At 60.4% G+C, this 23631-nt stretch carries 26 protein-coding genes; 7 read left to right on the top strand and 19 right to left on the bottom strand.

Annotation, left to right across the window (positions count from 1 at the left end):
* Positions 1-284: 284 nt before the first annotated feature.
* From AC1D2R_RS05990 to pcaD, 10 genes are all read right to left on the bottom strand, one after another.
* A complete protein-coding gene (locus tag AC1D2R_RS05990) occupies positions 285-1001 on the bottom strand; it encodes an ABC transporter ATP-binding protein (RefSeq protein ID WP_477965738.1) in 717 nt (238 codons plus the stop codon).
* Positions 982-1746 (bottom strand): ABC transporter ATP-binding protein, encoded by a 765-nt coding sequence (locus tag AC1D2R_RS05995; protein WP_477965740.1) that lies wholly within the window; start codon positions 1744-1746, stop codon positions 982-984. Before AC1D2R_RS05995 ends, AC1D2R_RS05990 begins: the two co-directional genes overlap by 20 nt.
* Positions 1743-2753, bottom strand: a complete 1011-nt coding sequence (locus AC1D2R_RS06000) for a branched-chain amino acid ABC transporter permease (protein WP_477965742.1) — start codon at positions 2751-2753, stop codon at positions 1743-1745. The genes AC1D2R_RS05995 and AC1D2R_RS06000 overlap by 4 nt, the downstream gene beginning before the upstream one ends.
* Before the next feature lies 1 nt (position 2754).
* Positions 2755-3618, bottom strand: a complete 864-nt coding sequence (locus tag AC1D2R_RS06005; protein ID WP_477965744.1) for a branched-chain amino acid ABC transporter permease — start codon at positions 3616-3618, stop codon at positions 2755-2757.
* A 197-nt stretch (positions 3619-3815) separates the two neighbouring features.
* Positions 3816-4988: an ABC transporter substrate-binding protein gene (locus AC1D2R_RS06010; protein ID WP_477965746.1), complete on the bottom strand. Its 1173-nt coding sequence runs from the start codon at positions 4986-4988 to the stop codon at positions 3816-3818.
* Positions 4989-5109: 121 nt separating this feature from the next.
* Complete coding sequence (locus tag AC1D2R_RS06015) at positions 5110-6168, bottom strand: 3-carboxy-cis,cis-muconate cycloisomerase (RefSeq protein WP_477965748.1); 1059 nt, start codon at positions 6166-6168, stop codon at positions 5110-5112.
* A gap of 141 nt (positions 6169-6309) precedes the next feature.
* Positions 6310-6924: a protocatechuate 3,4-dioxygenase subunit alpha gene (gene pcaG / locus AC1D2R_RS06020; RefSeq protein WP_477965750.1), complete on the bottom strand. Its 615-nt coding sequence runs from the start codon at positions 6922-6924 to the stop codon at positions 6310-6312.
* The gene (gene pcaH, locus AC1D2R_RS06025) at positions 6924-7673 is read right to left on the bottom strand and encodes a protocatechuate 3,4-dioxygenase subunit beta (protein WP_477965752.1); all 750 of its coding nucleotides are present in this window, start codon (positions 7671-7673) and stop codon (positions 6924-6926) included. The genes pcaG and pcaH overlap by 1 nt, the downstream gene beginning before the upstream one ends.
* A gap of 10 nt (positions 7674-7683) precedes the next feature.
* Positions 7684-8088, bottom strand: coding sequence for a 4-carboxymuconolactone decarboxylase (gene pcaC / locus AC1D2R_RS06030; RefSeq protein WP_477965754.1), 405 nt, complete (start codon positions 8086-8088; stop codon positions 7684-7686).
* A complete protein-coding gene (gene pcaD / locus AC1D2R_RS06035; RefSeq protein WP_477965756.1) occupies positions 8085-8894 on the bottom strand; it encodes a 3-oxoadipate enol-lactonase in 810 nt (269 codons plus the stop codon). The genes pcaC and pcaD overlap by 4 nt, the downstream gene beginning before the upstream one ends.
* 152 nt (positions 8895-9046) lie before the next feature.
* Between pcaD and pcaQ the strand changes: the two genes are divergently transcribed.
* The 3 genes from pcaQ to AC1D2R_RS06050 all read left to right on the top strand — a co-directional run bounded on the left by pcaQ (position 9047) and on the right by AC1D2R_RS06050 (position 12344).
* The gene (gene pcaQ / locus AC1D2R_RS06040; RefSeq protein ID WP_477965758.1) at positions 9047-9973 is read left to right on the top strand and encodes a pca operon transcription factor PcaQ; all 927 of its coding nucleotides are present in this window, start codon (positions 9047-9049) and stop codon (positions 9971-9973) included.
* Positions 9974-10052: 79 nt separating this feature from the next.
* Positions 10053-10481 carry a lipocalin-like domain-containing protein gene (locus AC1D2R_RS06045; protein ID WP_477965760.1) on the top strand — a complete coding sequence of 143 codons (429 nt, stop codon included), beginning with the start codon at positions 10053-10055 and terminating at the stop codon, positions 10479-10481.
* A gap of 270 nt (positions 10482-10751) precedes the next feature.
* Entirely contained in the window at positions 10752-12344 is a 1593-nt protein-coding gene (locus AC1D2R_RS06050) for an adenylate/guanylate cyclase domain-containing protein (RefSeq protein ID WP_477965762.1), read from the top strand.
* A gap of 193 nt (positions 12345-12537) precedes the next feature.
* Here AC1D2R_RS06050 and pobA read toward each other — a convergent pair whose 3' ends face one another.
* On the bottom strand, positions 12538-13710 hold the full coding sequence (pobA, locus tag AC1D2R_RS06055; RefSeq protein ID WP_477965764.1) for a 4-hydroxybenzoate 3-monooxygenase: 1173 nt from the start codon (positions 13708-13710) through the stop codon (positions 12538-12540).
* A gap of 111 nt (positions 13711-13821) precedes the next feature.
* On the opposite strand from pobA, the gene AC1D2R_RS06060 reads away from it, so the two are divergent.
* Positions 13822-14721, top strand: a complete 900-nt coding sequence (locus AC1D2R_RS06060) for a helix-turn-helix domain-containing protein (protein ID WP_477965766.1) — start codon at positions 13822-13824, stop codon at positions 14719-14721.
* Here AC1D2R_RS06060 and AC1D2R_RS06065 read toward each other — a convergent pair.
* Positions 14718-15473: an IclR family transcriptional regulator gene (locus AC1D2R_RS06065; RefSeq protein WP_477965768.1), complete on the bottom strand. Its 756-nt coding sequence runs from the start codon at positions 15471-15473 to the stop codon at positions 14718-14720. The two genes, AC1D2R_RS06060 and AC1D2R_RS06065, sit on opposite strands and share 4 nt — an antisense overlap.
* A 131-nt stretch (positions 15474-15604) precedes the next feature.
* On the opposite strand from AC1D2R_RS06065, the gene AC1D2R_RS06070 reads away from it, so the two are divergent.
* The 3 genes from AC1D2R_RS06070 to pcaF are packed head-to-tail and all read left to right on the top strand — an operon-like array spanning position 15605 to position 18453.
* On the top strand, positions 15605-16465 hold the full coding sequence (locus AC1D2R_RS06070) for a CoA transferase subunit A (protein WP_477965770.1): 861 nt from the start codon (positions 15605-15607) through the stop codon (positions 16463-16465).
* Between the two features lies 1 nt (position 16466).
* A complete protein-coding gene (locus AC1D2R_RS06075) occupies positions 16467-17255 on the top strand; it encodes a CoA-transferase subunit beta (RefSeq protein WP_477965772.1) in 789 nt (262 codons plus the stop codon).
* Positions 17248-18453: a 3-oxoadipyl-CoA thiolase gene (gene pcaF, locus AC1D2R_RS06080; protein WP_477965774.1), complete on the top strand. Its 1206-nt coding sequence runs from the start codon at positions 17248-17250 to the stop codon at positions 18451-18453. The genes AC1D2R_RS06075 and pcaF overlap by 8 nt, the downstream gene beginning before the upstream one ends.
* 124 nt (positions 18454-18577) lie before the next feature.
* Here the strand turns inward: pcaF and AC1D2R_RS06085 are convergent, their stop codons facing one another.
* From AC1D2R_RS06085 to AC1D2R_RS06115, 7 genes are all read right to left on the bottom strand, one after another.
* Positions 18578-19372 (bottom strand): SDR family NAD(P)-dependent oxidoreductase, encoded by a 795-nt coding sequence (locus AC1D2R_RS06085; protein WP_477965776.1) that lies wholly within the window; start codon positions 19370-19372, stop codon positions 18578-18580.
* A gap of 97 nt (positions 19373-19469) precedes the next feature.
* On the bottom strand, positions 19470-20198 hold the full coding sequence (locus AC1D2R_RS06090) for a glutathione S-transferase (RefSeq protein WP_477965778.1): 729 nt from the start codon (positions 20196-20198) through the stop codon (positions 19470-19472).
* Positions 20199-20346: 148 nt separating this feature from the next.
* Positions 20347-20523, bottom strand: a complete 177-nt coding sequence (locus AC1D2R_RS06095) for a hypothetical protein (protein WP_477965780.1) — start codon at positions 20521-20523, stop codon at positions 20347-20349.
* A gap of 286 nt (positions 20524-20809) precedes the next feature.
* Positions 20810-21061 carry a DUF2934 domain-containing protein gene (locus AC1D2R_RS06100; RefSeq protein ID WP_477965782.1) on the bottom strand — a complete coding sequence of 84 codons (252 nt, stop codon included), beginning with the start codon at positions 21059-21061 and terminating at the stop codon, positions 20810-20812.
* Positions 21062-21283: 222 nt separating this feature from the next.
* Positions 21284-21736, bottom strand: coding sequence for a helix-turn-helix domain-containing protein (locus tag AC1D2R_RS06105; protein ID WP_477965784.1), 453 nt, complete (start codon positions 21734-21736; stop codon positions 21284-21286).
* A 157-nt stretch (positions 21737-21893) separates the two neighbouring features.
* Positions 21894-22187 carry a hypothetical protein gene (locus AC1D2R_RS06110; protein WP_477965786.1) on the bottom strand — a complete coding sequence of 98 codons (294 nt, stop codon included), beginning with the start codon at positions 22185-22187 and terminating at the stop codon, positions 21894-21896.
* Positions 22188-22317: 130 nt separating this feature from the next.
* Positions 22318-23478, bottom strand: a complete 1161-nt coding sequence (locus tag AC1D2R_RS06115; RefSeq protein ID WP_477965788.1) for a fumarylacetoacetate hydrolase family protein — start codon at positions 23476-23478, stop codon at positions 22318-22320.
* Between the last annotated feature and the right edge of the window lie 153 nt (positions 23479-23631).

Here is a 23631-nt window from a genome sequence, read left to right on the forward strand (position 1 = left end):
AGCGAAGCGTGGAATTCCATTGGCCGTCTGTATCCTAGGTATCGCATCCACCCGCTATCACGAGACGTGGTAGATTTTTCCTAAGCAACCGGGTTTTGCTTCGGAAAGCAACTGGTATGGTTCGGATTCGGTAAATAGGTGATGACGCGCGGCCATCGTGGAGCGGCAAATCCTCTATTTCGTCCTGACTACATGGGAATTCGATCGGCGAAATACAATTGCCCGCGACGCGATGTGCCGGGCGCGGGAGATGCTGTGCTATCAGGTCGTTGCGCGTGGTACGGTCAATGCATGCCGCCGACGCCGAGCAACCGCTCGACTGCATCATGATCCTCCGAAAGCGCATTTGGGGTTCCCATCCAGGCCAGGCGCCCCCGCTCTAGCACAATCACGTGATCGGCAAAATCCAGGGCGCTCTGGATGCGCTGCTCAACCAGCAGGATCGTCATGTCTCCTGTCTTGGCGAGCTCGACGAAGGCGGCCATCAATTCCTCGCAGATCACAGGCGCAAGTCCTTCAAGCGGTTCGTCGAGCAGCAGCACGGACGGGCGGCCGAGAATGCTACGCGCCGTCGACAGCATTTGCTGCTCGCCGCCGGAGAGCTGGTTGCCGAGATTGCGGCGGCGCTCTTTCAGCCGAGGGAACATGGCATAGGCTTCCTCGAGTGCACTCTTCGGTCGCGCCTTGAGGCCGACGAAGAGATTTTCCTCGACCGTCAGCGTCGGAAAGATGCAGCGTGCCTGCGGCACATAACCAAGTCCGTGGCGGGCGCGGGCGGCGCTCGGCATCTGGGTGACGTCGGCCGATCCGATGCGGATGGCTCCGCCATAGCGCCTGGTCTGTCCGGCAAGCGTAGCAAGCAGCGTGGTCTTGCCCATGCCGTTCCGACCGAGCACGGCAAGCCTTGCGCCAGCCGGCACGCAGAAGGATACGCCTTCCAGAACCCGGGTCAGGCCATAGCCCGCGGAAAGGTTCTCGACCTCAAGCGGCGTGGCTGTCATTGGCGTAGCTCCCGAGATAGGCCTCGCGAACGCGAGCATCTTTTGTAACATTGGCGGGCGAGCCGTCGAAGATAATGGCGCCTGCGGCGAGAACGACGACGCGCTTGGCGAAGCGGAAGACCAGGTCCATGTCGTGCTCGATCATCAGCACGGCAAGATCGGCCGGCAGATCGGCCAGCGCCTGTTCGATGCGGCCCGTGTCGCTCTGCGGTACGCCGGCGGCCGGCTCGTCGAGCAGCAGCACCTTCGGCTTCAGCGCCGTGGCAACGGCAATTTCGAGCAGACGCTGCTGGCCGTAGGCGATTTCGTTGACCTTGCGGTGCATGAGGTCGCTGAGACCGAGGGTTCCAAGCAGATTGGAAATCTCCGCCACGACCTTGGGCATGGCGAGAAAGTTTCCGAACATGCGGCCCGTTCGGCCCTCCCGCTGCAGGATGGCAAGGCCGACATGCTCGGCCGGCGTCATCTCCTGGAACAGCCGGGTTACCTGAAAGGAGCGAACCAGACCACGTTTGACGCGGCCATTGGCTCCGATCTTCGTCACCGCTTCCCCACCGAGCATGACCTCGCCGGAATCGGGATGAAGATTGCCGGTAACAAGATTGACGAAGGTTGTCTTGCCCGCACCGTTCGGGCCGATCAGGGCAACACGGTCTCCCGGCGCCATCGATAGCGAGACGTCGTTGGTAACAGCAAGGCCGCCGAAGGACTTTCTGAGATTGGTGACTTCGAAGACGGCGCTCATTTGCCGGCGTCCTTCCTGCGATTGAAGAGGTCTGCTGCGGTGCCGTACAATCCCTTGGGCGCAAACAAGACCACAGCGATCAAAAGCACCCCAACCATGGTTAGCCAGTGGAAGGGGTTTGCCGCTGACACATAGTCTTCGAAGAGCATGAAGATGACCGTGCCAGAGAGGGCACCGAACAGTGAGCCGGTGCCTCCGAGCACGAGCATCACAAGCGATTCCGCAGACATTGTGAAGGAAAGGCTATCCAGGCCGACGACCTGCGTGGTGATTGCATTCAGCGCACCGCCGACACCGGCAACGGCTCCCGAGATCACATACATCCTGACAAGGGCAGCTTTTGGCGAGGCGCCGATGGCACGGATACGCAACGGGTCTTCCTTTATGCCGCGGCATAGCATGCCGAAGGGCGAGCGGACGAGGATGCGCAGGAGCATGAATACGACCAGGAGCAGGACAATCGCGAAGACATAGGCCGTATGGCCGTACAGATCGAACTCGAACCGACCGAGGATCGGATCGGGTGCGATACCTGAAAGGCCGTCGCTGCCGCCCGTCCAGCTCGACGCCTTGTTGGCGAACTCGTGGAAGAGATTGATGAGCGCAATCGACAGAACCAGCTGTGGCAAGCCGTGGCCCCGCAAAATGATGGCGCCGCTGATCAGCCCGGCAATCGCTCCTCCTGCGATGCCCGCAAGCAGCATCAACAATGGATCGTTGATGCCGAAATGTGCCGAAACGATGCCTGCCGCATAGGCGCCCGAGCCGAAGAGCGCCGCATGGCCAAGGGTGGCAACGCCGCAATAGCCGGTGACGAGGTCGAGCGACAGCACGAGCAAGGCAACCGCGGTGATACGCGTCAAAAGGGCCAGATTGTCCGGAAACAACAGGTAGCCGATGACGGCGAGCGCCAGGATCGCTGCGACGCCGACCGCATCGCGGATGACGGAGCGCTGCCGCTGTGCCGACGTTGAAATCGTATCGTCGGTATTCATAACAAGAGCCATCCTATTTCGCCCTTCCCGCAAGGCCGCGCGGGAACACGCAGACGATGGCGATAACCGCGAGGTAGAAGAAAAACTCGCCGAATTCCGGCATCAGATAGCGTCCGGCTGTGTCGATACCGCCCAACAGCAGGCAGGCAATCAACGCTCCGGGGATCGAGCCGGCGCCACCGACCGACACAACGACGAGAAAGGTGACCATGTAGCGCAACGCATAGTAAGGTTCCACCGGCAGCAGCTCCGCGCCGACGACGCCTCCGAAGGCGGCAAGGCCGACAGCGACGGCAAAACTCAGAGCGTAGATGACCTCGGTGCGAACGCCAAGCGCTGCCGCCATGGCAGCGTTGTCGACGGACGCGCGTAGCTTCACGCCGAAGCTGGTGCGTTCGATCGCGTACCAAAGCCCTCCCGCAACGGCCAGACCACACAGGATTGCGAACAGGCGGTGGACAGGAATTGTCCGGAAGCCAAGGTCAGCCGAGCCCTGCAGGCCGGCGGGAAGCGGAATGGTCTTCAGTGTCGGACCGAAAACGTAATTCGCAATGCCGATAATGCAGAAGGTAATCCCGATGGTCATGAGCACCTGCGTCAGCTCTGGCGCCCCATAGATGCGGCGGTAGAGGAAACGCTCGATCGGGATGGCGATGATGACGGTTCCGACGACCGCGGCGACGACCGCAAGGCCGTAGCCGAGCCCGAGATCGCGCGCGGCGTAGGAGGCGATGTAGCCGCCGATCATGGCGAAGGCGCCATGTGCCAGATTGACGACACGCATCAGCCCCATGGTGACGGAGAGGCCGATCGAAATCACGAACAGCACCATGCCGTAGGCAAGCGCATCGACGGCTATGCTGAAGACTGTTTGCATGAGGCTCGTGTTTTCCTTGTACTGTTCACGAAGCGGCTGATTGGATCTTTGTACCGCGTGGCCACCTCATCCGTCTGCCGGCACCTTCTCCCAGGGGAGAAGCGATGTCCGGTATGGGCCGCTCGCGTCGCCTCTCCCCTCCGGGAGAGGTTAGGGTGAGAGGTGGCGTTCCACGCAATGGTCAGTTGTGCCGTTCGTTACTTCATAGCCGCAAGGCCGGGGTCTCCCTGCTTTTCGAACGTCTGGATTTCCTTGTTGTAGTAGGTGCCGTCGTCGGCCTTGGTGACCTCGCGCAGATAGATGTTCTGCGTGATGTGCCGGCTTTCCGGATCGATGGAGACGGGCCCCCGCGGGCTCGTCCAGGCGAGACCCTTGACGCCATCCACAGCCTTTGCCGCGTCCTGTTGGCCGCCAGTTGCTTCGATCATCTTGTAGATGACATGCATTCCGTCATAGGCGCCGACCGCGGGGAAGGAGAGTTCAGCCTTGTTGCCGATCGCCTTGGAGGCTGCTTCGACGAACGCGGCGTTTTCGGGCGAAGCGTGCGAGACGGCATAATGGAAGGTCGTCTGTATGCCGAGCGCAGCGTCCCCGAGAGCGGGAAGGTCGGACTCCTGCGTCAGATCGCCAGGCGCGAAGAACTTGATGCCGGCGGTCTTGAGGCCGTTTTCGCTGTAAGCCTTGACGAAGCCGAGTGTGGTCGGGCCGGACGGCAGGAAGGCAAAAACGCCCTGTGCGCCGGAATCCTTGATGCGTTGCATGATCGGGCTGAAGTCGTTGGTCGACAGAGGCATGCGGATTGCCTCGACGACCTGCCCTCCTTCCTTCTCGAAGGCCGCCTTGAAGGCGTTTTCGGCATCGACGCCGGGGCCATAGTCACTGACCACGGAGATCACCTTGGAAACGCCGGCGTCATGAGCGACCTTGGCGATCGGCGTCGATGTCTGCCATGTGGTGAACGAGGTGCGCACGACGAGCGGGCTCTTGGTCACGATGGCCGACGTGGCAGCATTCATGATGACCAGCGGTGTATTTGCCTGCTTGAGGATCGGCGTGACGGCCATGGCGTCCGGAGTGAAATAGAACCCGGCGAGATACTGAACCTTCTCCTTGACCACAAGTTCCTGCGCCAGCGCCTTGGACTGTGCCGGATCGGGTGCAGGCAGATCGCGGTAGATGACCTCGACGGTATGGTCGCCGACCTTGTCGCCATTCATTGCCATATAGGCATCGATACCGGCCTTGAAGTTTTTGCCTTGCAGGGCAAAGGGACCCGAGAATGGGCCGACGACGCCGACCTTGATCGTGTCGGCATAGGCGGCTGTGCTCATAGCGATTGCCGCGACGGCGGCCAGGACAAACCGTTTCATAAATCCTCCCAGAAAGATGGCGCATCTCCGGCGCCGGGCCAGCAGACAGCTAGAACCTTTTTACGATAGTGTCCCATTCGAAACGGTAATGTAAAATGAAATAAATGGCGTATTTCATATCTTATGAGTTATGAATGTCGGCTCCGATCCAGCGGATGTTGCCGACAAGTTCGAGCGCAAGTCGGAGCGAAACTCCCGTGGCCATAACCATCTGCGGCAGAATAAGCCATTCCAGTGTCCATGCGGCACCGGAGCGTTCCTGCTCGTGCACCAGCGACTGATGAATACCCGCAAGCTGGACAGCGTTGAAGCGGGCAAGGGCAACGAGCGTCTCGGCAGCGACGGGGTTCTGCTTGTGCGCCATCGCCGATGAGCCGCCGCCGCCCGCCAGTGCAATTTCGTCACCAGCCTGTGCCAGCAGGGCGACGTCCTGGCCGAATTTCCCAAGGCTTCCGGATATCAGGGAAAGCAGGTTCGCAAGGTCGGCGACGAGCCCGCGCTGGCTCTGCCATTGTGGCGCGTCGGTCAGGCCGAGTTCCTGAGCAAGCCGGGCGCGAACGTCCGCCGCCGTGTCCCCAAACCTGTCGAGCGTACCGGCCGCGCCGCCGAACTGCACCGGGAAGCGCTGTTCTGTCAGCCGATCGCGATATGTGCCCAGTGGCTCGCGCCACGCGCGAAGGCGGTCGGAAACGCTGATGGGGATGGCCGCCTGCATGCGGGTTCGCCCCATGAGGGGGCGGGCACCGCATTGGGTGTCCAGATCCCGGAGTGCGTGAATGATCCCCGAAAGACGTATTGAGAACACGAACGCGACGGCCTTCAGCCGCAACATCAGACTAGTGTCGATGACATCCTGGCTTGTCGCGCCGAGGTGAACATAGTCAGAAAGCGGGCTCCCGACCGCGGTTCGAAGTTCTCTGACAAGCTCGGCCACGACCACACCATCCCGGGCGGTGGCGGTCCTCAGTGCCAGGACATTGGGGCTGAAATCGTTACACACTGCAGCGATTTTCTCCGCTGCTTCGCTTGGGATCACACCGTGGGTTGCTTCGGCTCTGGCAAGTGCTGCCTCGAACCCCAGCATGGCCCGGATGTCGGCTTCGGCGGCAAAATACGAGGCCACCTCGGCATCGCCGAGCAAGCCGGACAGGAATGGATGGTCGAAGGGAGATGTCGTCATAAACTTCGTTCCGTGTCGCTACCGCCCCTAATGCCCCCCCACCACCTGCTCTCCGGGCAATCAGACGATAGATAGACCCCCAAATGTCGGGGGAAGGGCAGGGTGGGGGCGCCGCGGGCGTCCGAGGCAGAAAATCTCGTCTCAGATGTCCAAGAATACAGTTTCCTTGTCGCCCTGCAGGCGAATATCGAACGTATAGGTCGATCCATCCCGCGCCGCAATCACCGTCGCTACGCGTTCGCGGTGTTCGATGCGCAGAAGAAGTGGGTCGGCATTGTTGGCCTCGGTCTCTTCCGGGAAATACATGCGCGTATGCAGCCCGATATTGATGCCGCGTGCAACGATCCAGAAGGAAATATGCGGAGCCATCTTGCGCCCGTCCTTGAACGGAACGCTGCCGGGCTTGATCGTCTCGAACGTGTAGACGCCGTCCTCCGCGCGTGTCGCGCACCGGCCCCAACCGGCGAAGTTTGGATCGGCGGCACCGCGCATCTCCGAAGGGCTGTTGTAGAGGCCGGTACCGTCGGCCTGCCAGATCTCGATAACCGCATCTCGAACAATGGCGCCGGCGCCGTCAAATACGCGTCCTTTCACGGTTATGCGCTCGCCGACAGTCTTGTCGTTGACCATCACAGTACCGAGATCGGTCTCGTAGACCCCGGTGATGTCGCAGAAGTTGGGCGTCAGGCCGATGTGTACATAAGGTCCCGCCGTCTGTGACGGCGTTTCCTTGAGGTAGCCGAGTTCCTGTACCATCAGTTCCCCTCCAGCCGGTTTTCGAACATCGTCGAGCGGCGGCCACGCAGCACGATATCGAACTTGTAGGCGCGCGCATCCATCGGGATCGTGTTGCCCCAATCGAGCGGTGCGATCAACTGTTCGATGCCGCGCTTGTCCGGGATCGTGCCGACGATCGGACATTTCCAGATCATCGGGTCTCCCTCGAAATACATCTGCGTGATCAACCGCTGGGCAAAGCCGTGGCCGAAGATCGAGAAATGAATATGGGCCGGTCGCCAGTCATTGACGCCATTCGGCCAGGGATAGGCGCCGGGTCGGATGGTGCGGAAGGAGTACTGGCCGCATTCGTCGGTAATCGCTCGTCCGCAGCCGCCGAAATTGGGGTCGATCGCCGCCAGATATGTCTCTTTCTTGTGGCGGTAGCGTCCACCGGCATTGGCCTGCCAGAATTCGACAAGTGCGCCGGGAACGGGGCGCCCTCGCTCGTCCAGAACGCGGCCATGAACGATAATGCGTTCGCCGATTGCGCTTTCTCCGGGCTTGGCGAAATTGTGGATGAGGTCGTTGTCGTGCTCACCAATCATGGAATGGCCGAACACCGGGCCGGTGATTTCGGAAATCGTGCCGTCCAGAGACAGCAATGCGCGCTGCGGCGAGCGCAGTACCGAGGTTTTGTACCCGGGCGTCAATGCGGGCGCATGCCACGCTCTGTCGCGGGCGAAGAAGGCCCCGTTCTCAGGCTTGCGGTTGGTTAGATCGGACATTGTTTGCCTTTCAGGCCGCCGCGTCGGCGTCCACCTGTTCGAAAACCTGCTTGGCGATCTTGATGGCATGGTTTGCGGCGGGAACGCCGGCATAGATTGCCACGTGCAACAGCGCCTCGCAGACGTCGTCGCGCGATGCGCCGGTATTCGAAGTGGCGCGCACATGCATCGCCACCTCGTCGTCTTGCCCGAGCGCGGCCAATAGCGCGATGGTTACGATCGAGCGTTCGCGGCGCGTCAGCGTCGGGCGCGACCACACATTCCCCCAGGCAGCTTCTGTGATCAGTTCCTGAAAAGGTCTGTCAAACTCGGTCGAGCTTGCCTCGGCGCGATCGACATGGGCGTCCCCGAGGACGGCGCGGCGGGTGGCCATGCCCTGCTTGTAGCGTTCGGAGGGCAGGTGGGGTTCATTCATGGGCTCTTTTCTCCATGCAAGGCAAATTCGATGAATGCGCGGATGACCGACGTCAAAGCTTCGGGTTGTTCGACGCAGGGAATGTGGCCCGCATCGGGGATCACCTCGAAACGCGCGTTCGGAATGAGCCTGGCGGTCGATCTGACGAGATCGGGCGGCGTCGAGCCGTCCTGATCGCCGACGATGCAAATTGTCGGAACCGCAATTCTACCCGCTGCCTCCGTATAGTCGGCATCGCGGATCGCCGCACACGTGGCGATGTAGCCCTCGAGGGGCTGGCGGACCAGCATGTTGCAATATCCTGCATAGGCCATGTTTTCGGGGCGGCGGAAGGCCGGCGTGAACCAGCGCTCCATGACAGCATCGACGATACTGTCGATGCCCGACTTCTCGACGGCGGCGATCCGGCTGTTCCAGCTGTCGGCGGTGCCGATCTTGTGCGCGGTATCGCAGAGGATCAGGCCCTGCACCAGATCAGGGCGGCTGCGGTAGAGCGACTGCGCAATCAGTCCGCCCACGGAAAGGCCGCAGATGAAGGCGTTCTCGACGGCAAGGAGGTCGAGCAGGCCAGCGAGATCGGAAGCATGGTCCTCGATCGAATAGGGGACCTGGCCGACGTCGGACAGGCCGTGGCCGCGCATGTCGTAGAGCACGATTGCGTAATCACCCGCCAGCCGGACGATGACGTCGCGCCAGATGCGGAAATCGGTTCCGAGCGAATTGGCGAAGACGATGACCGGCTTGCCAGCAGGGCCGCCGACTAGCTGATAATGAATGGTGGTGTCGTTGATGCGAGCGAACTGCACTCTGGGATCTCCTCTCCGCACACAGGGCTTCCTCATCGGTGTCGACGGAAGAAACAGCCCATACGCAGACCTGGCGTCAAATTGGATGTTTAATCTGGTTAGGTAAAATGATATTTCGTGGCATTTCGATAACTCGGTGGTTATGAAAGTCCATGATCGATAGCCGTATAAAGTTTCGCCATCTGCAGACGTTTGTCGAGGTCGCACGCCAAAAAAGCGTTATGAAGGCGGCTGAGCTGCTGCACGTCAGCCAGCCCGCGGTGACAAAGACCATCCGCGAGCTGGAAGAGGTGCTCGGGGTTGCGGTCTTCGAGCGCGACGGGCGCGGTATCAAGATCACGCGCTATGGCGAAGTGTTCTTGCGCCATGCCGGGGCCGCGCTGACGGCGGTGCGCCAGGGTCTCGATTCCGTCTCGCAGGAACGGTTCGGTGATGCTCCGCCTATCCGCATCGGTGCGCTGCCGACGGTTTCCACGCGGGTCATGCCGCGCGCCATGGAGCTGTTTCTAAAGGAGAAGACCTGGAGCCGGATCAAGGTCGTCACCGGCGAGAACGCCGTGCTCCTGGAACAGCTCCGCGTCGGTGATCTCGATCTCGTCGTCGGCCGCCTGGCCGGCCCGGAGAAAATGGCCGGTTTCTCCTTCGAGCATCTGTATTCCGAGCAGGTGGTCTTTGCGGTCCGCGCCGGACATCCGTTGCTCGCGACCAAGCACTCGCTCTTTGCCAGCCTTGGCGAATACACCGTTCTAATGCCGACCCGCGCCTCGATCATCCGGCCGTTCGTGGAGAGCTTCCTCATCGCCAACGGCGTCGCAAGCCTGCCCAGTCAGATCGAGACGGTGTCGGATTCCTTCGGCCGCGCCTTTGTGCGCTCGAGCGACGCAGTGTGGATCATCTCAACCGGCGTCGTCGCAACAGACATTGAAGACGGCTCGCTTGCGGTGCTCCCGGTCGACACCAGCGAGACAAAAGGCCCCGTCGGGTTGACGATGCGCACCGACTCCATTCCCTCCATGCCCCTCTCGATCCTGATGCAGACGATCAGGGAAGCGGCGGCCGATGTGACCGCGAAGGCTTAGCGCGCAGCCATTGCCGCGATCTGGTCGGCTGGTTCTCTCTATGGTAAGCTTATTGGAAGAACTGCGCACGGGGTAACTCATGGGAAACGCGGCCGCATTGCATGGAACCTGGCGCATGGTTTCCTGGACGCGAAAGGCGGTCGTGTCGGGTCTTGTTACCGACGCCATGGGCGTCGATCCTGTCGGATATCTGTCCTACCAGCCGGACGGCCGGATGATGGCGGTCGTGGTCAACCGGGAACGCCCGATCCCCGGCAACGGACTGCCGAGCGACGCTGAGAAAGTCGCCCTCTTTGACACCATGCTCGCTTATGCCGGGTCATACACGTTCGAAAACGGCCGCGTCGTGCACCATGTCGACGCAAGCTGGAACCCGGCCTGGGGTGTGGCCGATCTGATCCGGCCTTTCTCAATCGACGGCGACAAGCTGGTCATCAGCGGCGCACCGGGGGTTGATCCGGCGACGGGAGAGGAGGTCGTCTACCGCATCGAATTCAGAAAGGTGTAACACCGGCGCATCGGCCAGATGCAGAATATCTCCAAGCTTGGACTGCCAGCGTCGAAATGACGGGAATGGCTGGCGCAGTTCCTGCAGGGAGCGCGTGTTCAGCTGAGATGAGGAAGCTCTCTTCATGGCCATCGATACCACCCCAGCAAAAATGACCCGTAGGGATCTACCGGTCTGGCGCCAACCTGGGCGACCGAATGCTGGTGTGGCGGTGTCGCCCTGCGTGGGTCGACGCAAGCCCACTGCCGGCGAGCTCTCTGGTGAGGTTCAATGAGGAATGGATCGGATCACGGGTGGGCGGCACGAAGAGCGGGCTACTTCATCACCTTGCTCGTGCTGGCCATGTTGGCGGGCTTGCCGCTGGCGGTATGGATGGATGTCAGCAACCTCTCTCAGGGAGCACTGAAACGGCAGGCGCAGGACATGAGCTCGCTCATCACCAGCATCCGTTCCTACTATGCCACCAATGTCGTCGGAAGGGTGCTCGCGGCGCATGCGGCGGGCGAAAATATCGGCACTGTGGTGTCGCACGACTATGCCCATATCCCTGGAGCAATCCCGATACCGGCGACCCTCTCCCTCGAACTCGGCGACGTCATCAAGCAGCAGCAGGCAAACGTCACCTACCGCTTCGTCTCCGACCTGCCGTTCAAGAGGCGGCCGTCTCATGATCTCGACGCGTTTGAGACCGCCTCCCTCACCGCCTTGCGCGCCGATCCGAAGCGGTCCCTGACGGAGGTCAGCCGCGACGGCTTCACGAACACCTTCAGGCTGGTAACGCCTGTCATCATGGCACAGACCTGCGTCGCCTGTCATAACACCCATCCGGAAAGTCCGAGGACCGATTGGAAGGTCGGCGACGTCAGGGGCATCCAGGAAGTCATCATCAAGCAGCCGTTTGCGAGCAACGTCTTCGCGTTCAAATATCTGCTTTTCTATTTCATCTGCGTGGCCGGCCTTGGTATCACCCTCATCGCGGTCCAGCAGCATCAAGCCGCGCTCATCCAGGGCTTCAACCATGAACTTGAAGCGGCGAACGAGTTTCTGGCAAGCATCTCCCTTAAGATTTCCCGCTACCTGTCGCCGCAGATCTACAAGAGTATTTTCAGCGGGCAGAAGGACGTGGTGATCCAGACAGAGCGCAAGCGCTTGACCATCTTCTTCTCGGATATCAAGGATTTCACCGCAACGACCGAACGATTGCAGCCGGAAGCCCTGACGGGGATGCTGAACGAATATCTGACGGAGATGTCCGCCATCGCGGTCAAGCACGGCGGCACGCTCGACAAGTTCATCGGCGACGCGGTTCTGGTGTTCTTCGGCGACCCCGAGACGAAAGGAGCGGCAGAAGACGCAAAGGCCTGCCTTCAGATGGCGATCGACATGCAATGGCATCTGGGCGAACTGAAAGCCAAGTGGCGGCGCGATGGGACGGAAGAACCATTTGTCGTCAGAATGGGCATCAATAGCGGGTACTGCAATGTTGGAAATTTCGGCAGTAACGACCGGATGGATTATACGATCATCGGGGCTGAGGCCAATCTCGCCGCCCGCCTTCAATCGATCGCCGAGGGTGGAAAGATCGTCATCAGCTACGAAACCTATGCGCTGGTCAAGGATATCGTCGATGCCAGTCCGCTACCGCCGATCACGATGAAGGGAATCCACCGCGAGATCATTCCTTATGCGGTCAATGGACTTCTTCACAGCGACGACCGCACAATCCGCGTCCTCAGCGAGCATTTTTCGGGTCTCGACCTGCATCTGGACATCGGCCAGCTCGATCCCGCCGAGCGTCCCCGCGTGCGCGCAGCACTTGAGGAAGCGATGGCGGCGATCGACGATAATCCTGAGCCGCATTAGGAGGGCCTGAGGCGGATTACGCAAGTAGGCGAGCGGCGGTGTGACGCATAAGCACCGCCGCTCCCCATGCACCCTTCCGTGGATGGCGGAAGGGAAGGCGCTGTATGATCGCTAGATCGGATCCGATCCTGCAATCATGCAGCTTGTCAGAATCCCAAGTACTCCTTGCGCGTCCGTTCAGACGCGAGGCGCTTTAGAACGGCAGGCCGACGTAATTCTCCGCAAGCACGGTCGAAGCGGCGCGCGAATGCGTGAGGTAATCGAGTTCCGCTTCCTGGATGCGCTGGTCGAAGTCGCCGGTATCGGGGAACCGGTGCAACATCGTGGTCATCCACCAGGAGAAGCGAACCGCCTTCCAAACGCGCGCGAGCGCCTTTTGCGAGTAGGCTTCAATTCCGGCATTCGAGCGATCCTTGTAGTGCTCGATGAGGCCGCAGAACAGATAATGCACGTCGCTCGCGGCCAGATTGAGGCCCTTCGCGCCGGTCGGAGGCACGATGTGGGCTGCGTCCCCGGCAAGGAAAAGCCGGCCGAAGCGCATTGGCTCGGCGACGAAGGAACGAAGCGGCGCGATTGATTTTTCAAAGGATGGCGCGGTGATCATCGCCTCGGCGTGATGGCTGGGCAGCCGCCGGCGCACTTCGTCCCAGAAGCGATCGTCGCTCCAATCCTCGACCTTCTCATCGAGCGGGCACTGGATATAGTAGCGGCTGCGATGCGCCGAGCGCATAGAACAGAGCGCGAAGCCGCGGGGATGATTGGCATAGATCAGTTCATGGCTGACCGGTGCTACGTCGGCCAGAATGCCGAGCCAGCCGAAGGGATAGACCTTCTCGAAGGTGTGAACGGACTTTTCCGGCACTGCCTTGCGGCTCGCGCCATGGAACCCGTCACACCCCGCGATGAAATCGCAGTCGATGCGGTGTTCGGCGCCATCTTTCTCGTAGGTGACGTAAGGCGCCTGTCCGTCGAAATCATGAGGCTGCACGTTGACGGCATCGTAGATGCTGAGCGCGCCAATTGTCGCGCGGCATTCCATGAGGTCATGCGTTACCTCCGTCTGACCATAGACCATGACGCGCTTCCCGCCGGTCAGGCCGAAAAGGTCGATGCGGTGATCGCGCCCGTCGAAAGCAAGCGAGAAGCCGTCATGTGGCAATCCCTCGGCATGCATTCGCGCACCGGCGTTTGCCTTATCCAGCAGGCCCACAGTGCCTTCTTCCAGCACCCCTGCACGCACGCGGCCGAGAATGTAGTCCTTGCCTGCCCGGTCGAGGATGACGGTGTCGATGCCGGCTTCCGCAAGCAATTGACCAAGCAGGAGGCCCGAGGGTCCTGAGCCGATAATGGCAACCTGGGTGCGCATACTTCCTCCCGGACTTGTCTTTTGCCAAATTCTGCCGGGTCGGAGCACGCTGAACAATGGACATTTCGTCCAAGAAATTGTACTAATCGAACATTGGATTGGCGGTACGCAATGACAAAGTCTGTTCCGACCTACGAGCTATACGGGGAAAATGTCGGCAGAAATCCGGATTTTTGGCTGCATTGCGAGACAATTCCATCACGCAGCAGTCTGCATCACTGGGAGATACGACTGCACCGTCATGACAGTTTCTTTCAGATATTGTACATAGATAGTGGTTCCGGCGAGGCGCTGTTCGATGGCGTGTGGCATTCGATCCCGACCTATTCGATCGTCACCGTCCCGCCAGGGCTCGATCACGGCTTCCGTTTCTCCAAGGACATCGACGGCTTCGTCATCACCGTGCTCACATCACACCTGAAAACGATTCCCGGCGATCGCAGCAGGCTCGGCGCGTGGCTTGCGAGACCGCATCTGACGCCGCTTGACATGACGAACGAGGATGCAGCCTACGTCGCGCAGTCGCTGCGCCGCCTCGGCACCGAATTTACAGGCAGTCGCAGCGGTCGCACGGATCTGCTCGAAGCTTATCTGACAACGGCATTGCAGCTCACATCGCGGCTGTTCTCAGAGGGTGCAGAAGGCAAGGCCGCCACCGATGAGAACGAACGACGAATGGAAATGCTGGATGATCTGATCCAGCGCCATTATCGGTCCCACAAGCCGGCGGCCTACTATGCGGGCGAACTTGGCATCTCGCCGACCCATCTGAACCGGATCGTACGGGCGAAGACCGGTCATGGAACGCACGAGCTGATCGCCCGCAAGCTGATCGACGAGGCCAAGCGCGAGCTGGTGTTCACCTTCGACAGCGCCCAGGAGATCGGCTATCGCCTGGGGTTTGCGGATCCTGCCTATTTCTCGCGTTTCTTCCTGAGGCAGACCGGCCAGACGCCCCGGAGCTGGCGGGTCGCGGAACGCGGGAAACTCGGTGGGCTGAACGCGTCCTAGCGCAGTACGAGACGCAAGGCTCTCCGTGTCTCCTGCAGAAGCGGCAGGTAGCGCTCGGACATCTCCAATGCAGAGATATGGGCCGCCGGCGCTCCGATATTGATCGCCGCGACCGTCTGGCCTCGGTCGTTCTCAATGGGCACCGCAATCGAGCAGAGGCCGATCTCCAGTTCCTGATCGATGATTGCATAGCCTTGCGTGCGCACACGGCTGAACTCCGCCATCAATTCTTCCGGATCGGTCCTGGTATGAGGTGTGTTCTGCTTTAGGTCGCTTCTCTCAAGGATTGCACGGGCCTCACCTTCAGGCAAGGAGGCGAGCAGCACGCGTCCCATAGAGGCGCAGTAGGCGGGCAAACGACTTCCCGGTGTGAGGTTTATCGACATCACACGGCGCTGCGAGGCGCGGGCAATATAGACGATCTCCGTGCCGTCCAGAACAGAGGCAGAGGCGCTTTGACCGGCCTTCTCGGACAGTTGATCGAGGTGCGGCTGAATGAGCGCCGGTAGCGGCGTGGCAGACAGATAGGCGTGCCCCAGCCGCAGGATCTTCGGCGTCAGAGCAAAGAACTTGCCGTCATAATCGGCGTAGCCGAGCTCGGCGAGCGTCAGAAGCGACCGACGCACTGTGGCACGGTCGAGGCCGGTGAGCTTCGATGCCTCTGCGATGGAAAGCCGCTGTCGTGTCTCCTCGAAAGCCTCGATCACTCTCAAGCCTCTTGCGAAGCCGCTGACAAAATCCGTTTCGCGCATCGCTGCCCTCCTGAATGTCACGATTTTGTGCGATATATGAACAAATGTCAAATAACGCACAAAATGTTTGACCACGGATTGAGAGAGGAGCTTATTGGCGCCCATTCGACAGCATGATTGCGGGAGGCCAGATGGCGAAGATCGTATCGTTGAAGGAAGCCGTGGCGGAAAACGTCCGGGATGGCGACACCGTTGCCATGGAAGGCTTTACCCACCTCATTCCCTATGCGGCCGGTCACGAAGTGATCCGGCAGGGCCGCAGGGACCTGTATCTCATCCGCATGACGCCGGACATCCTCTACGATCAGCTGATCGGCGTGGGTGCTGCGCGCGGCATGAAATTCTCCTGGGGCGGAAATCCCGGCGTAGGCTCGTTGCATCGTTTTCGCGATGCGGTGGAGAACCAGTGGCCGCGGCCACTTGAGATCGAAGAGCACAGCCATGCCGCAATGGCGAACGCCTACGAAGCGGGTGCAGCCAACCTGCCCTTCGCCATGCTGCGTGGCTATATCGGCGCCGACCTGCCCAAGGTAAATCCGAACATCAAGTCGGTGGCATGCCCCTTCACCGGTGAAGTTCTCGCCGCAGTTCCGGCGATCCGCCCTGATGTCACGATCATCCACGCACTACGCGCCGACAGGAAGGGCAACGTTCTGCTCGAAGGCATCGTTGGCGTCCAGAAGGAGGCGGTTCTTGCCGCCAGGCGTTCGATTGTGACAGTCGAGGAAATTGTCGACGAACTTAACCCGCCATCACCCAATTCCGTGATGCTGCCGGGATGGGCGGTGACAGCCGTGGCCGAAGTCCGGGGCGGAGCCTTCCCTTCCTATGCGCAAGGGTACTATGCCCGATCGAACGCCTTCTACATCGCCTGGGACGAGATTGCCCGCGACCGCGAGAGCTTCGAGAAATGGATCGATGAAAACGTCATGAAGGCGCAGCCGGAAGACTTCGCCAAGCATGCGAAGAAGCAGGTTGCGAGAGGAGGCTGACATGAGCGATTTTACCCCCACCGAAATGATGACAATCGCCGCATCCCGCGCACTCACCAACGACGATGTCTGCTTCGTCGGCATTGGCGCGCCGTCGGCCGCCTGCAACGTCGCACGCCTGACGCATGCGCCCGATATCACACTGATATACGAAAGCGGCACGGTTGGAACCAAGCCCGACGTCTTGCCCCTGTCGATCGGCGATGGCGAGCTTTGCGACACAGCGCTTTTCACGGTTTCGGTGCCTGAGATGTTCCGTTACTGGCTGCAGGGCGGCCGCATCACCACCGGCTTTCTCGGCGGCGCCCAGATTGACAGGTTCGCCAACCTCAACACGACGGTCGTCGGTCCCTACGATCATCCGAAGGTCCGTCTGCCGGGCGGCGGGGGGGCGCCTGAGATCGCCAGCAATTGCGGCCAGATCTTTATCACCATGGCGCTCTCCAAGCGCGGTTTCGTCGAGAAACTGCCCTTCATAACCTCGATGGGCCACGGCGAGGGCGGCAATCACCGCGAGCGCCTCGGAATGACGACCAAGGGTCCGACCCGCGTGATCACCGACCTGTGCATTCTCGAGCCGGACCCGCTGACGAAGGAGCTGACCGTGGTATCGATTCACCAGGGTGTCAGTCGCGAACAGATCGTCGAAAACTGCGGATGGGCGATCAAGTTCGCCCATCAGGTGATCGAGACCCCAGCACCGACCGAAATCGAACTGGCGACGCTGCGCGATATCAACGCGCGCACCAAGAGGGCCCATCAGGGCGCCAAGGAGGCCTTGAATGGCTGATGCCTATATCTGCGATTACATTCGCACACCGATCGGCCGCTTCGGCGGCTCGCTTTCGGCCGTTCGCGCCGATGATCTCGGCGCTGTGCCGCTACGGGCACTTGTCGAGCGAAACAGCTCCGTCGACTGGGAAGCCGTCGACGACGTGATTTTCGGTTGCGCCAATCAGGCGGGCGAGGACAATCGCAACGTCGCACGCATGTCGCTGCTTTTGGCCGGTTTGCCGGTCTCCGTCCCTGGCACCACGATCAACCGCCTATGCGGCTCGGGCATGGATGCGGTGATCGCGGCTGCCCGCGCGATCCGCGCCGGCGAAGCGGGGCTGATGATCGCCGGCGGCGTTGAAAGCATGTCAAGGGCGCCCTTCGTTCTTCCGAAGGCCGATACCGCCTTTTCCCGAAATGCCGAGATCTACGACACGACGATCGGCTGGCGCTTCATCAACCCGTTGATGAAGAAACAGTACGGCGTCGATTCCATGCCTGAAACGGGCGAGAACGTCGCTGAGGACTACAAGGTCAGCCGTCAGGATCAGGATGCGTTTGCCGTCCGCAGTCAGGCAAAGGCTGCAGCCGCGCAGGCCAATGGCCGTCTAGGCAAGGAGATCGCTGCCGTATCAATCCCACAGCGCAAGGGTGATCCCATCGTCGTCAACATGGACGAGCATCCGCGCGCAACGACCATTGAGACGCTCGCCAAGCTCGGCACGCCCTTCAAAAAGGAAGGCGGCACTGTAACGGCAGGCAACGCTTCCGGCGTCAATGACGGCGCCGCGGCCTTGATTATTGCTTCCGAGATGGCTGCTAAGAAGTACGGACTGACGCCGATCGCCCGCATTCTCGGCGGCGCAACGGCAGGCGTGCCACCGCGCGTCATGGGCGTCGGCCCGGTTCCGGCATCGCGAAAACTCATGGCTAGGCTCGGCATGACGCAGGACCAGTTCGATGTCATCGAACTGAATGAAGCCTTCGCTTCACAGGGGCTCGCCGTGCTGCGCGCACTCGGCATCGCCGACGACGATGCCCGCGTCAATCGTAACGGCGGTGCAATCGCGCTCGGACATCCCCTTGGCATGTCGGGCGCCCGCATCACCGGCACGGCCGCACTGGAACTCAACCAAACCGGCGGCCGCTTTTCGCTCTCGACCATGTGCATCGGCGTCGGTCAGGGTATTGCGATCGCGCTCGAGCGCGTTTGAAACAACAGCCGGCGCAGTCTGAAAGTGGCGCTCCGGCTGTTGGCTCGATCGTCTTCCCAACCACGCCGGTTCGAAATAACGCTTCGCAGGGACGTCCGGTAGAAAGCAGCGTTCTGCCGATGCCTCAGGGCATCAGCTGCCCGCCGTTGACCTCGATGATCTGACCCGTAACGTAACCGGAGAGCGTCGGCGAGGCGAGGAAGAGGTAGGCGCCCACGCAATCCTCCGGTGTCCCGACGAATCCCATGGGAATGGACTTGCGCTGCAGTTCCATCTGCTCGTCGTTCGTATATCGCTCGTGGAACGGAGTGGCGATAACACCGGGCGCCACGGCATTGACGCGGATCTGATCAGCCACGAACTCCTTCGCGTGACCACGGGTGATCGTCGATACGAAGCCCTTCGACGCAGCATAGAGAATAGCGCCATTGCCGCCGCCGTTGCGAGCTGCGATCGATGTCGTATTGATGATGAAGCCACCTTGCTTCTTCAGCCAGGGATGAGCCGCGCGTGTCGCGGCAAGTACCGAACGAGCGTTGAGATCCATCACCTTGGTATAGTGCTCGTCGGTATATTCCGAGGTCGGCTTGCGCCCGAGCATTCCGCCTGCATTGTTCACCAACCCGTCGAGGTGGCCGAAGGTCCTGGCGGACTCCTCCACCACGCGCTCTGTTTCGCCCTCCGTTGACACGTCGCCATGTACCAGGTGAACGGTTCCGCCGGCGGCGCGGATCTCGTCTGCCAGTTTTTCGGCGGGTTCGCGGCTGGCATTGTAGTGGATGGCGACCTTCATATCCTGCGCCGCAAAGGCTCGGGCCAGCGCCGCGCCAATGCCCGTCGAGGCGCCCGTGATCAGAACGGCCTTGCCTGCCAGGTCAGGAATTTTGATGGTGGCCAGCGATTGAGCAAGTGTTGCCATGGCAGCGACGATCTCCAGCGTTTGGACAAGTGAATGATGAGTGAATGGCGAAAGCCTATCAGGTTGCGTCGCCGGTCTGCAAGGCGAGGTGATGCAATCAGCGCGCCGCGTCGAGTTCGGGATAGCGGCGGAAAATGCCGTCCTCATTGAAGGCAAGCCGGCGGGGCGAGCCGAGATACGCTGCAATGTTCGGCCGGCTGCGCACGGATGCGTGGAGGGCGGCCAGACCCGGATAAAGCCGGCCATGACCCTTCATGGTGCGTGGAAATGCATAAGTCAGACCCTCGATGACCTGGAAAAGCGAGAGATCGACATAGCTGAGAGCAGTCCCAACGATGTGGTCGGCGCCATCAGGGTTCTGCTGGAGCACGCGCTCGAAATAGCCGAGGAATTTCGGGATGCGATCCTTGATGAACGCAGCCGACCGCGCTTTTGCCTCTGTTTTCTGGTCTTCGTAGTATAGCGAGGTGGCGATCGGATGATGTGTGTCGTGTACTTCGGCAACAAAGTCCGTGATTGTCAGCTGCAGCCCGTTTGCCACATAGCGCAGCCCGTCTTGCTGGGGCGCGAGCCCGACCTTGGGGCCGAGATAGAGCAGGATGTTGGCGACGTGCGAAACGATAAGATCGCCATCCTCAAGGAATGGCGGTGCAAAGGGGATATGAGCTTGCGAGCTGTTCATGATCGTCAGCATGAGGTCGGTTCCGCCACCCTTGCCGGCCTGGCGCGTCACATCGACATAGTCTGCTCCCGCTTCCTCCAGCGCCAGCCGCACGAACTCTCCCCGCCCCTGGATACCATCCCAGTAATAAAGCTTGTACGTCATGGTCCCCCCGGCTGCGCCGCGCATTTTCCCCTGCCAGAGGCTAGGCATGGCAGTTCGCCTTTCCTCCGGGAAGGCATATCAACCAACCGAGACGAAAAATGTTCGGCCTTGAACTACGGCTCGGTGAAGAACCGAGCGGGGAATGCTCCTACCAGCGGCGATAATACTCACGCGAAATGGCCAGCATCTTGTCGAAGGCTGAGTGTCGAAGTGCATGCTGCGGCGGCGTTTCGCGGAACAACAATCCGACCAATTTGTCTATGGCCAGCACCAAAGCGACGGCCAGTGCCAAATAGGCTATCGCAGCAAAAGCCAGAAGGGACATGGTGTCTCACACGGGAGCGATGAACATGTAGCAGCCTGCGACAATCAAAGAGACCAGAATGGCATCGAAATAGCTTCTGTTCATGGCGATCCTCCTACTGTCGCGGAAAACATCCGACATCGGCTTTTGTTCCACGCCGGCATATTTTTGCGAGGCCAGAGGTCCGCTCTCGACCGGACGTCCGCATTCGGTAGCAATAGGGGAGAATTGATGCACGTGTATGACACATAGAAGCCAGGCGCCGTGTGGCGCCCTGCTGCACGCAGATTAAGTCAAACGAACCCGTTCAGGCAGACTTTCGCGCAGCGATTTTCTTGGGGCTCGCTTTTGCAGCGCCATTCGTCTTGGGAACGGCAGCGGTGCGTTTGGCGCGGGTTTTCACTTCCTTGCCGTCGGAAGAGGCTGCCGAGCCTTCCAGCGCTTCGCGCTCACGCCGCGCCTGTTCCCAATGAACGAAATCGCGGCCGGCAGGACGGCCTTCCTCTTCCCAAAGCGCATATGCGCGCTTCATGATCCACTCTTGCTGAGTTTCAGTCATCGCCGATCTCCAGTGCAAGCTGCCTCGTTGTAACGCGATACCGACCTGCAGAGTTCCAGAGGAACCGCACCATTTCAAGCGATTTTTGACACGGTGCAAAAAATACTTTTGCGTCGCAGCATTTGTCGCTTTCGCTGCTGTTTAAACGTCCCGGGAACATTGCGGTTTCGAGCCGCTGAAATTCTCCGGGTCTTCCACAAAATGGCCCCTGATGTCCTGGATTTAACCAGGGTCCACCCTTGGAGCCGGTGAAGCAGGCGCTGTGGCCCGATCTCCATGAGACTGCGCCATAGCCTTTACCAGGGCAACGATCTTCTCGCGAAGCTGCGCATCGGTGATTTTCATGAATGCCCTGTTGAGGGCGAGCCCTTCCTTCGAGTGGAGGAACTCTGCGACGGGATCCGTGGCGATCGTCATATCGAGACCAGCCAGCGAGAGTGGTTCGGAGGGGTCTTGCTCGAAGAAGTAACTCGGCGATGTACTCAGCACTTCGGCAATCCGCTGCAGTCGGCTGGCGCCGATACGGTTCATGCCTTTCTCGTACTTCTGCACTTGCTGGAATGTCACGCCTATCTGCTCGGCAAGCCTTTCCTGGCTGAGCCCGAGCAACTGCCGGCGCATTCTCACCCGCGAACCTACATAGCTGTCAATTGCGTTCGGCGTCTTTGCATTCATCTTATGTGTCCATGTACCGGAATTAAGCGAAACGGTTATCCCGGCAAACCGCTCCCAGCTACGGGAGTGTGTCCTAGCAGATCGTCAAGTTCAATTGTCCGTTCTTGACGATCGAGTGATTTCCTCCGACCGCGGAAACCGTGAACGGCGTCCTGTCTCAATCCCGATCTCGACCTAGTCCTCCGAAACGTATGGGACGATATTCGCGATGCACGATCTTGAGGGTTCTGTCAGGCTGAATCATATAGGTTTCCTCTACTTGATCTCCGTACTGGTCGATGAAGTTGTGCGGGAACGTCGACCCGATCGGCGACTTCGTCAGCTTCGTGTTCGGCTGGCCACGATAAATGATGCTTCCAGGTATCGGATCGATACCGGGCGAGGAAAAGTTCGTCGCCGTGCAGCCGGCAAGCATTGCGATGCCGATTAGGGCAGCAGCTTTGATGATCATGGCGTCCTCACACGTTCGGCCCGCGTCTACCGATGCATATATGTGAGGAACTGCGCAACAGACAGGGATCAGGCGAGGACCACGAACATTTTTTTGGCATCGCGGTCCGCACCAGGCCCTGGAAGCCGAGTTAGAGCAGGCCCCGTCGCGCTAGATTGGCCATCAGCGCCGAAATACCAAAGGTCCATGGCGTGCATTGGGTGGAAAGGCGCACCGTATTGACCAGTGATCCGAGACCGGCAGACGAAATCTCGACGACATCTCCTAACTTGTGGGTGAAGCCCTGGTTCGGCGCCTCGCGGTCCTGGGTCGGGGCAAACAGCGTGCCGAGAAACAGCATGAAGCCGTCCGGATATTGATGGTGGCCGCCGCATGTCTGCTTCACGAGTTCGGTCGGATCGCGGCTGATCTTCGACATCGAGCTCTTGCCATGGAGCACGAAGCCGTCTTCACCTGTTACCTTGAGGTCGAGTTCCGCCTGGCGGACGTCATCAATGCCATAGGTCGTGTCGAACAGGCGTATGAAAGGGCCGATGGAGCAAGAGGCATTGTTGTCCTTCGCCTTACCGAGCAGCAGTGCCGAACGCCCTTCGACGTCGCGCAGATTGACGTCGTTGCCGAGTGTGACACCTTTGATCTCGCCGAGGCTATTGACCGCAAGCACGAGTTCCGGTTCGGGGTTGTTCCAGGTGGAAATTGGATGCAGGCCGACATCGGCCCCCCAGCCGACCGAGGACAACACCGGGCCCTTGGTGAAGACTTCGGCGTCCGGTCCGATGCCGACCTCCAGATACTGCGACCACATGCCTTCTTCGATCAGCGCCTGCTTCACCTTGGCCGCTTCCGCCGAGCCCGCCTTCAAATTGTTGAGGCTGCCGCCGATCAGCGTGCTGACGCGTTCGCGGATGGATGCGGCGCGGTCGGGACTGCCGGCCGCCTTCTCCTCGATCACCCGTTCGATCATCGATTGGGCGAAGGTAACGCCACACGCCTTGATCGCCTGCAGGTCAGCCGGTGCGAGTAGGTAGGCGCGCGACGGATCCGGCTTGCCTGTGCTGTTCGCCACGATCTCCCCAAGCGTGCCGAGCTTCTCCCCCTTTGCTGAGCGGATGATTTCAGCCGGGTCCGGCTGTTCCAGAAGCGCACTCAGTGTTGGTGCGCTCTTGGAGGTGATGTCGATCAGCTGGTCGTCTCGAAGGGTGACCACGCTCGGGCCGCTGGCCGCAGGGTTCCAGGCACGACCGACAAACAAGCCGCCGGCAGCAGCAATATCCAGAAGAGTATCAGGCATCGTCATATTCCGTCACGCGAGCGATGGACGCGCTCTCCGATGAAAGGGCTTGAGCCGCCCTCCAACCCGGCGGCTCCGAAAACCGATCACATTCGCTGCCAGTCGGCAAGGCAGCGGAAGGAAAAAGGCGACAGCCTGCCTGCATAAAGTTGT

The organism is Rhizobium sp. P1_C7, assembly GCF_056406295.1.

Excerpts from the sequence above, each read along its gene's own strand:
- AC1D2R_RS05990 (WP_477965738.1), bottom strand. The coding sequence starts at position 1,001 with ATGACAGCCACGCCGCTTGAGGTCGAGAACCTTTCCGCGGGCTATGGC.
- AC1D2R_RS05995 (WP_477965740.1), bottom strand. The coding sequence starts at position 1,746 with ATGAGCGCCGTCTTCGAAGTCACCAATCTCAGAAAGTCCTTCGGCGGC.
- AC1D2R_RS06000 (WP_477965742.1), bottom strand. The coding sequence starts at position 2,753 with ATGGCTCTTGTTATGAATACCGACGATACGATTTCAACGTCGGCACAG.
- AC1D2R_RS06005 (WP_477965744.1), bottom strand. The coding sequence starts at position 3,618 with ATGCAAACAGTCTTCAGCATAGCCGTCGATGCGCTTGCCTACGGCATG.
- AC1D2R_RS06010 (WP_477965746.1), bottom strand. The coding sequence starts at position 4,988 with ATGAAACGGTTTGTCCTGGCCGCCGTCGCGGCAATCGCTATGAGCACA.
- AC1D2R_RS06015 (WP_477965748.1), bottom strand. The coding sequence starts at position 6,168 with ATGACGACATCTCCCTTCGACCATCCATTCCTGTCCGGCTTGCTCGGC.
- pcaG (WP_477965750.1), bottom strand. The coding sequence starts at position 6,924 with ATGGTACAGGAACTCGGCTACCTCAAGGAAACGCCGTCACAGACGGCG.
- pcaH (WP_477965752.1), bottom strand. The coding sequence starts at position 7,673 with ATGTCCGATCTAACCAACCGCAAGCCTGAGAACGGGGCCTTCTTCGCC.
- pcaC (WP_477965754.1), bottom strand. The coding sequence starts at position 8,088 with ATGAATGAACCCCACCTGCCCTCCGAACGCTACAAGCAGGGCATGGCC.
- pcaQ (WP_477965758.1), top strand. The coding sequence starts at position 9,047 with ATGATCGATAGCCGTATAAAGTTTCGCCATCTGCAGACGTTTGTCGAG.
- AC1D2R_RS06045 (WP_477965760.1), top strand. The coding sequence starts at position 10,053 with ATGGGAAACGCGGCCGCATTGCATGGAACCTGGCGCATGGTTTCCTGG.
- AC1D2R_RS06050 (WP_477965762.1), top strand. The coding sequence starts at position 10,752 with ATGAGGAATGGATCGGATCACGGGTGGGCGGCACGAAGAGCGGGCTAC.
- pobA (WP_477965764.1), bottom strand. The coding sequence starts at position 13,710 with ATGCGCACCCAGGTTGCCATTATCGGCTCAGGACCCTCGGGCCTCCTG.
- AC1D2R_RS06060 (WP_477965766.1), top strand. The coding sequence starts at position 13,822 with ATGACAAAGTCTGTTCCGACCTACGAGCTATACGGGGAAAATGTCGGC.
- AC1D2R_RS06065 (WP_477965768.1), bottom strand. The coding sequence starts at position 15,473 with ATGCGCGAAACGGATTTTGTCAGCGGCTTCGCAAGAGGCTTGAGAGTG.
- AC1D2R_RS06070 (WP_477965770.1), top strand. The coding sequence starts at position 15,605 with ATGGCGAAGATCGTATCGTTGAAGGAAGCCGTGGCGGAAAACGTCCGG.
- AC1D2R_RS06075 (WP_477965772.1), top strand. The coding sequence starts at position 16,467 with ATGAGCGATTTTACCCCCACCGAAATGATGACAATCGCCGCATCCCGC.
- pcaF (WP_477965774.1), top strand. The coding sequence starts at position 17,248 with ATGGCTGATGCCTATATCTGCGATTACATTCGCACACCGATCGGCCGC.
- AC1D2R_RS06085 (WP_477965776.1), bottom strand. The coding sequence starts at position 19,372 with ATGGCAACACTTGCTCAATCGCTGGCCACCATCAAAATTCCTGACCTG.
- AC1D2R_RS06090 (WP_477965778.1), bottom strand. The coding sequence starts at position 20,198 with ATGACGTACAAGCTTTATTACTGGGATGGTATCCAGGGGCGGGGAGAG.
- AC1D2R_RS06095 (WP_477965780.1), bottom strand. The coding sequence starts at position 20,523 with ATGTCCCTTCTGGCTTTTGCTGCGATAGCCTATTTGGCACTGGCCGTC.
- AC1D2R_RS06100 (WP_477965782.1), bottom strand. The coding sequence starts at position 21,061 with ATGACTGAAACTCAGCAAGAGTGGATCATGAAGCGCGCATATGCGCTT.
- AC1D2R_RS06105 (WP_477965784.1), bottom strand. The coding sequence starts at position 21,736 with ATGAATGCAAAGACGCCGAACGCAATTGACAGCTATGTAGGTTCGCGG.
- AC1D2R_RS06110 (WP_477965786.1), bottom strand. The coding sequence starts at position 22,187 with ATGATCATCAAAGCTGCTGCCCTAATCGGCATCGCAATGCTTGCCGGC.
- AC1D2R_RS06115 (WP_477965788.1), bottom strand. The coding sequence starts at position 23,478 with ATGCCTGATACTCTTCTGGATATTGCTGCTGCCGGCGGCTTGTTTGTC.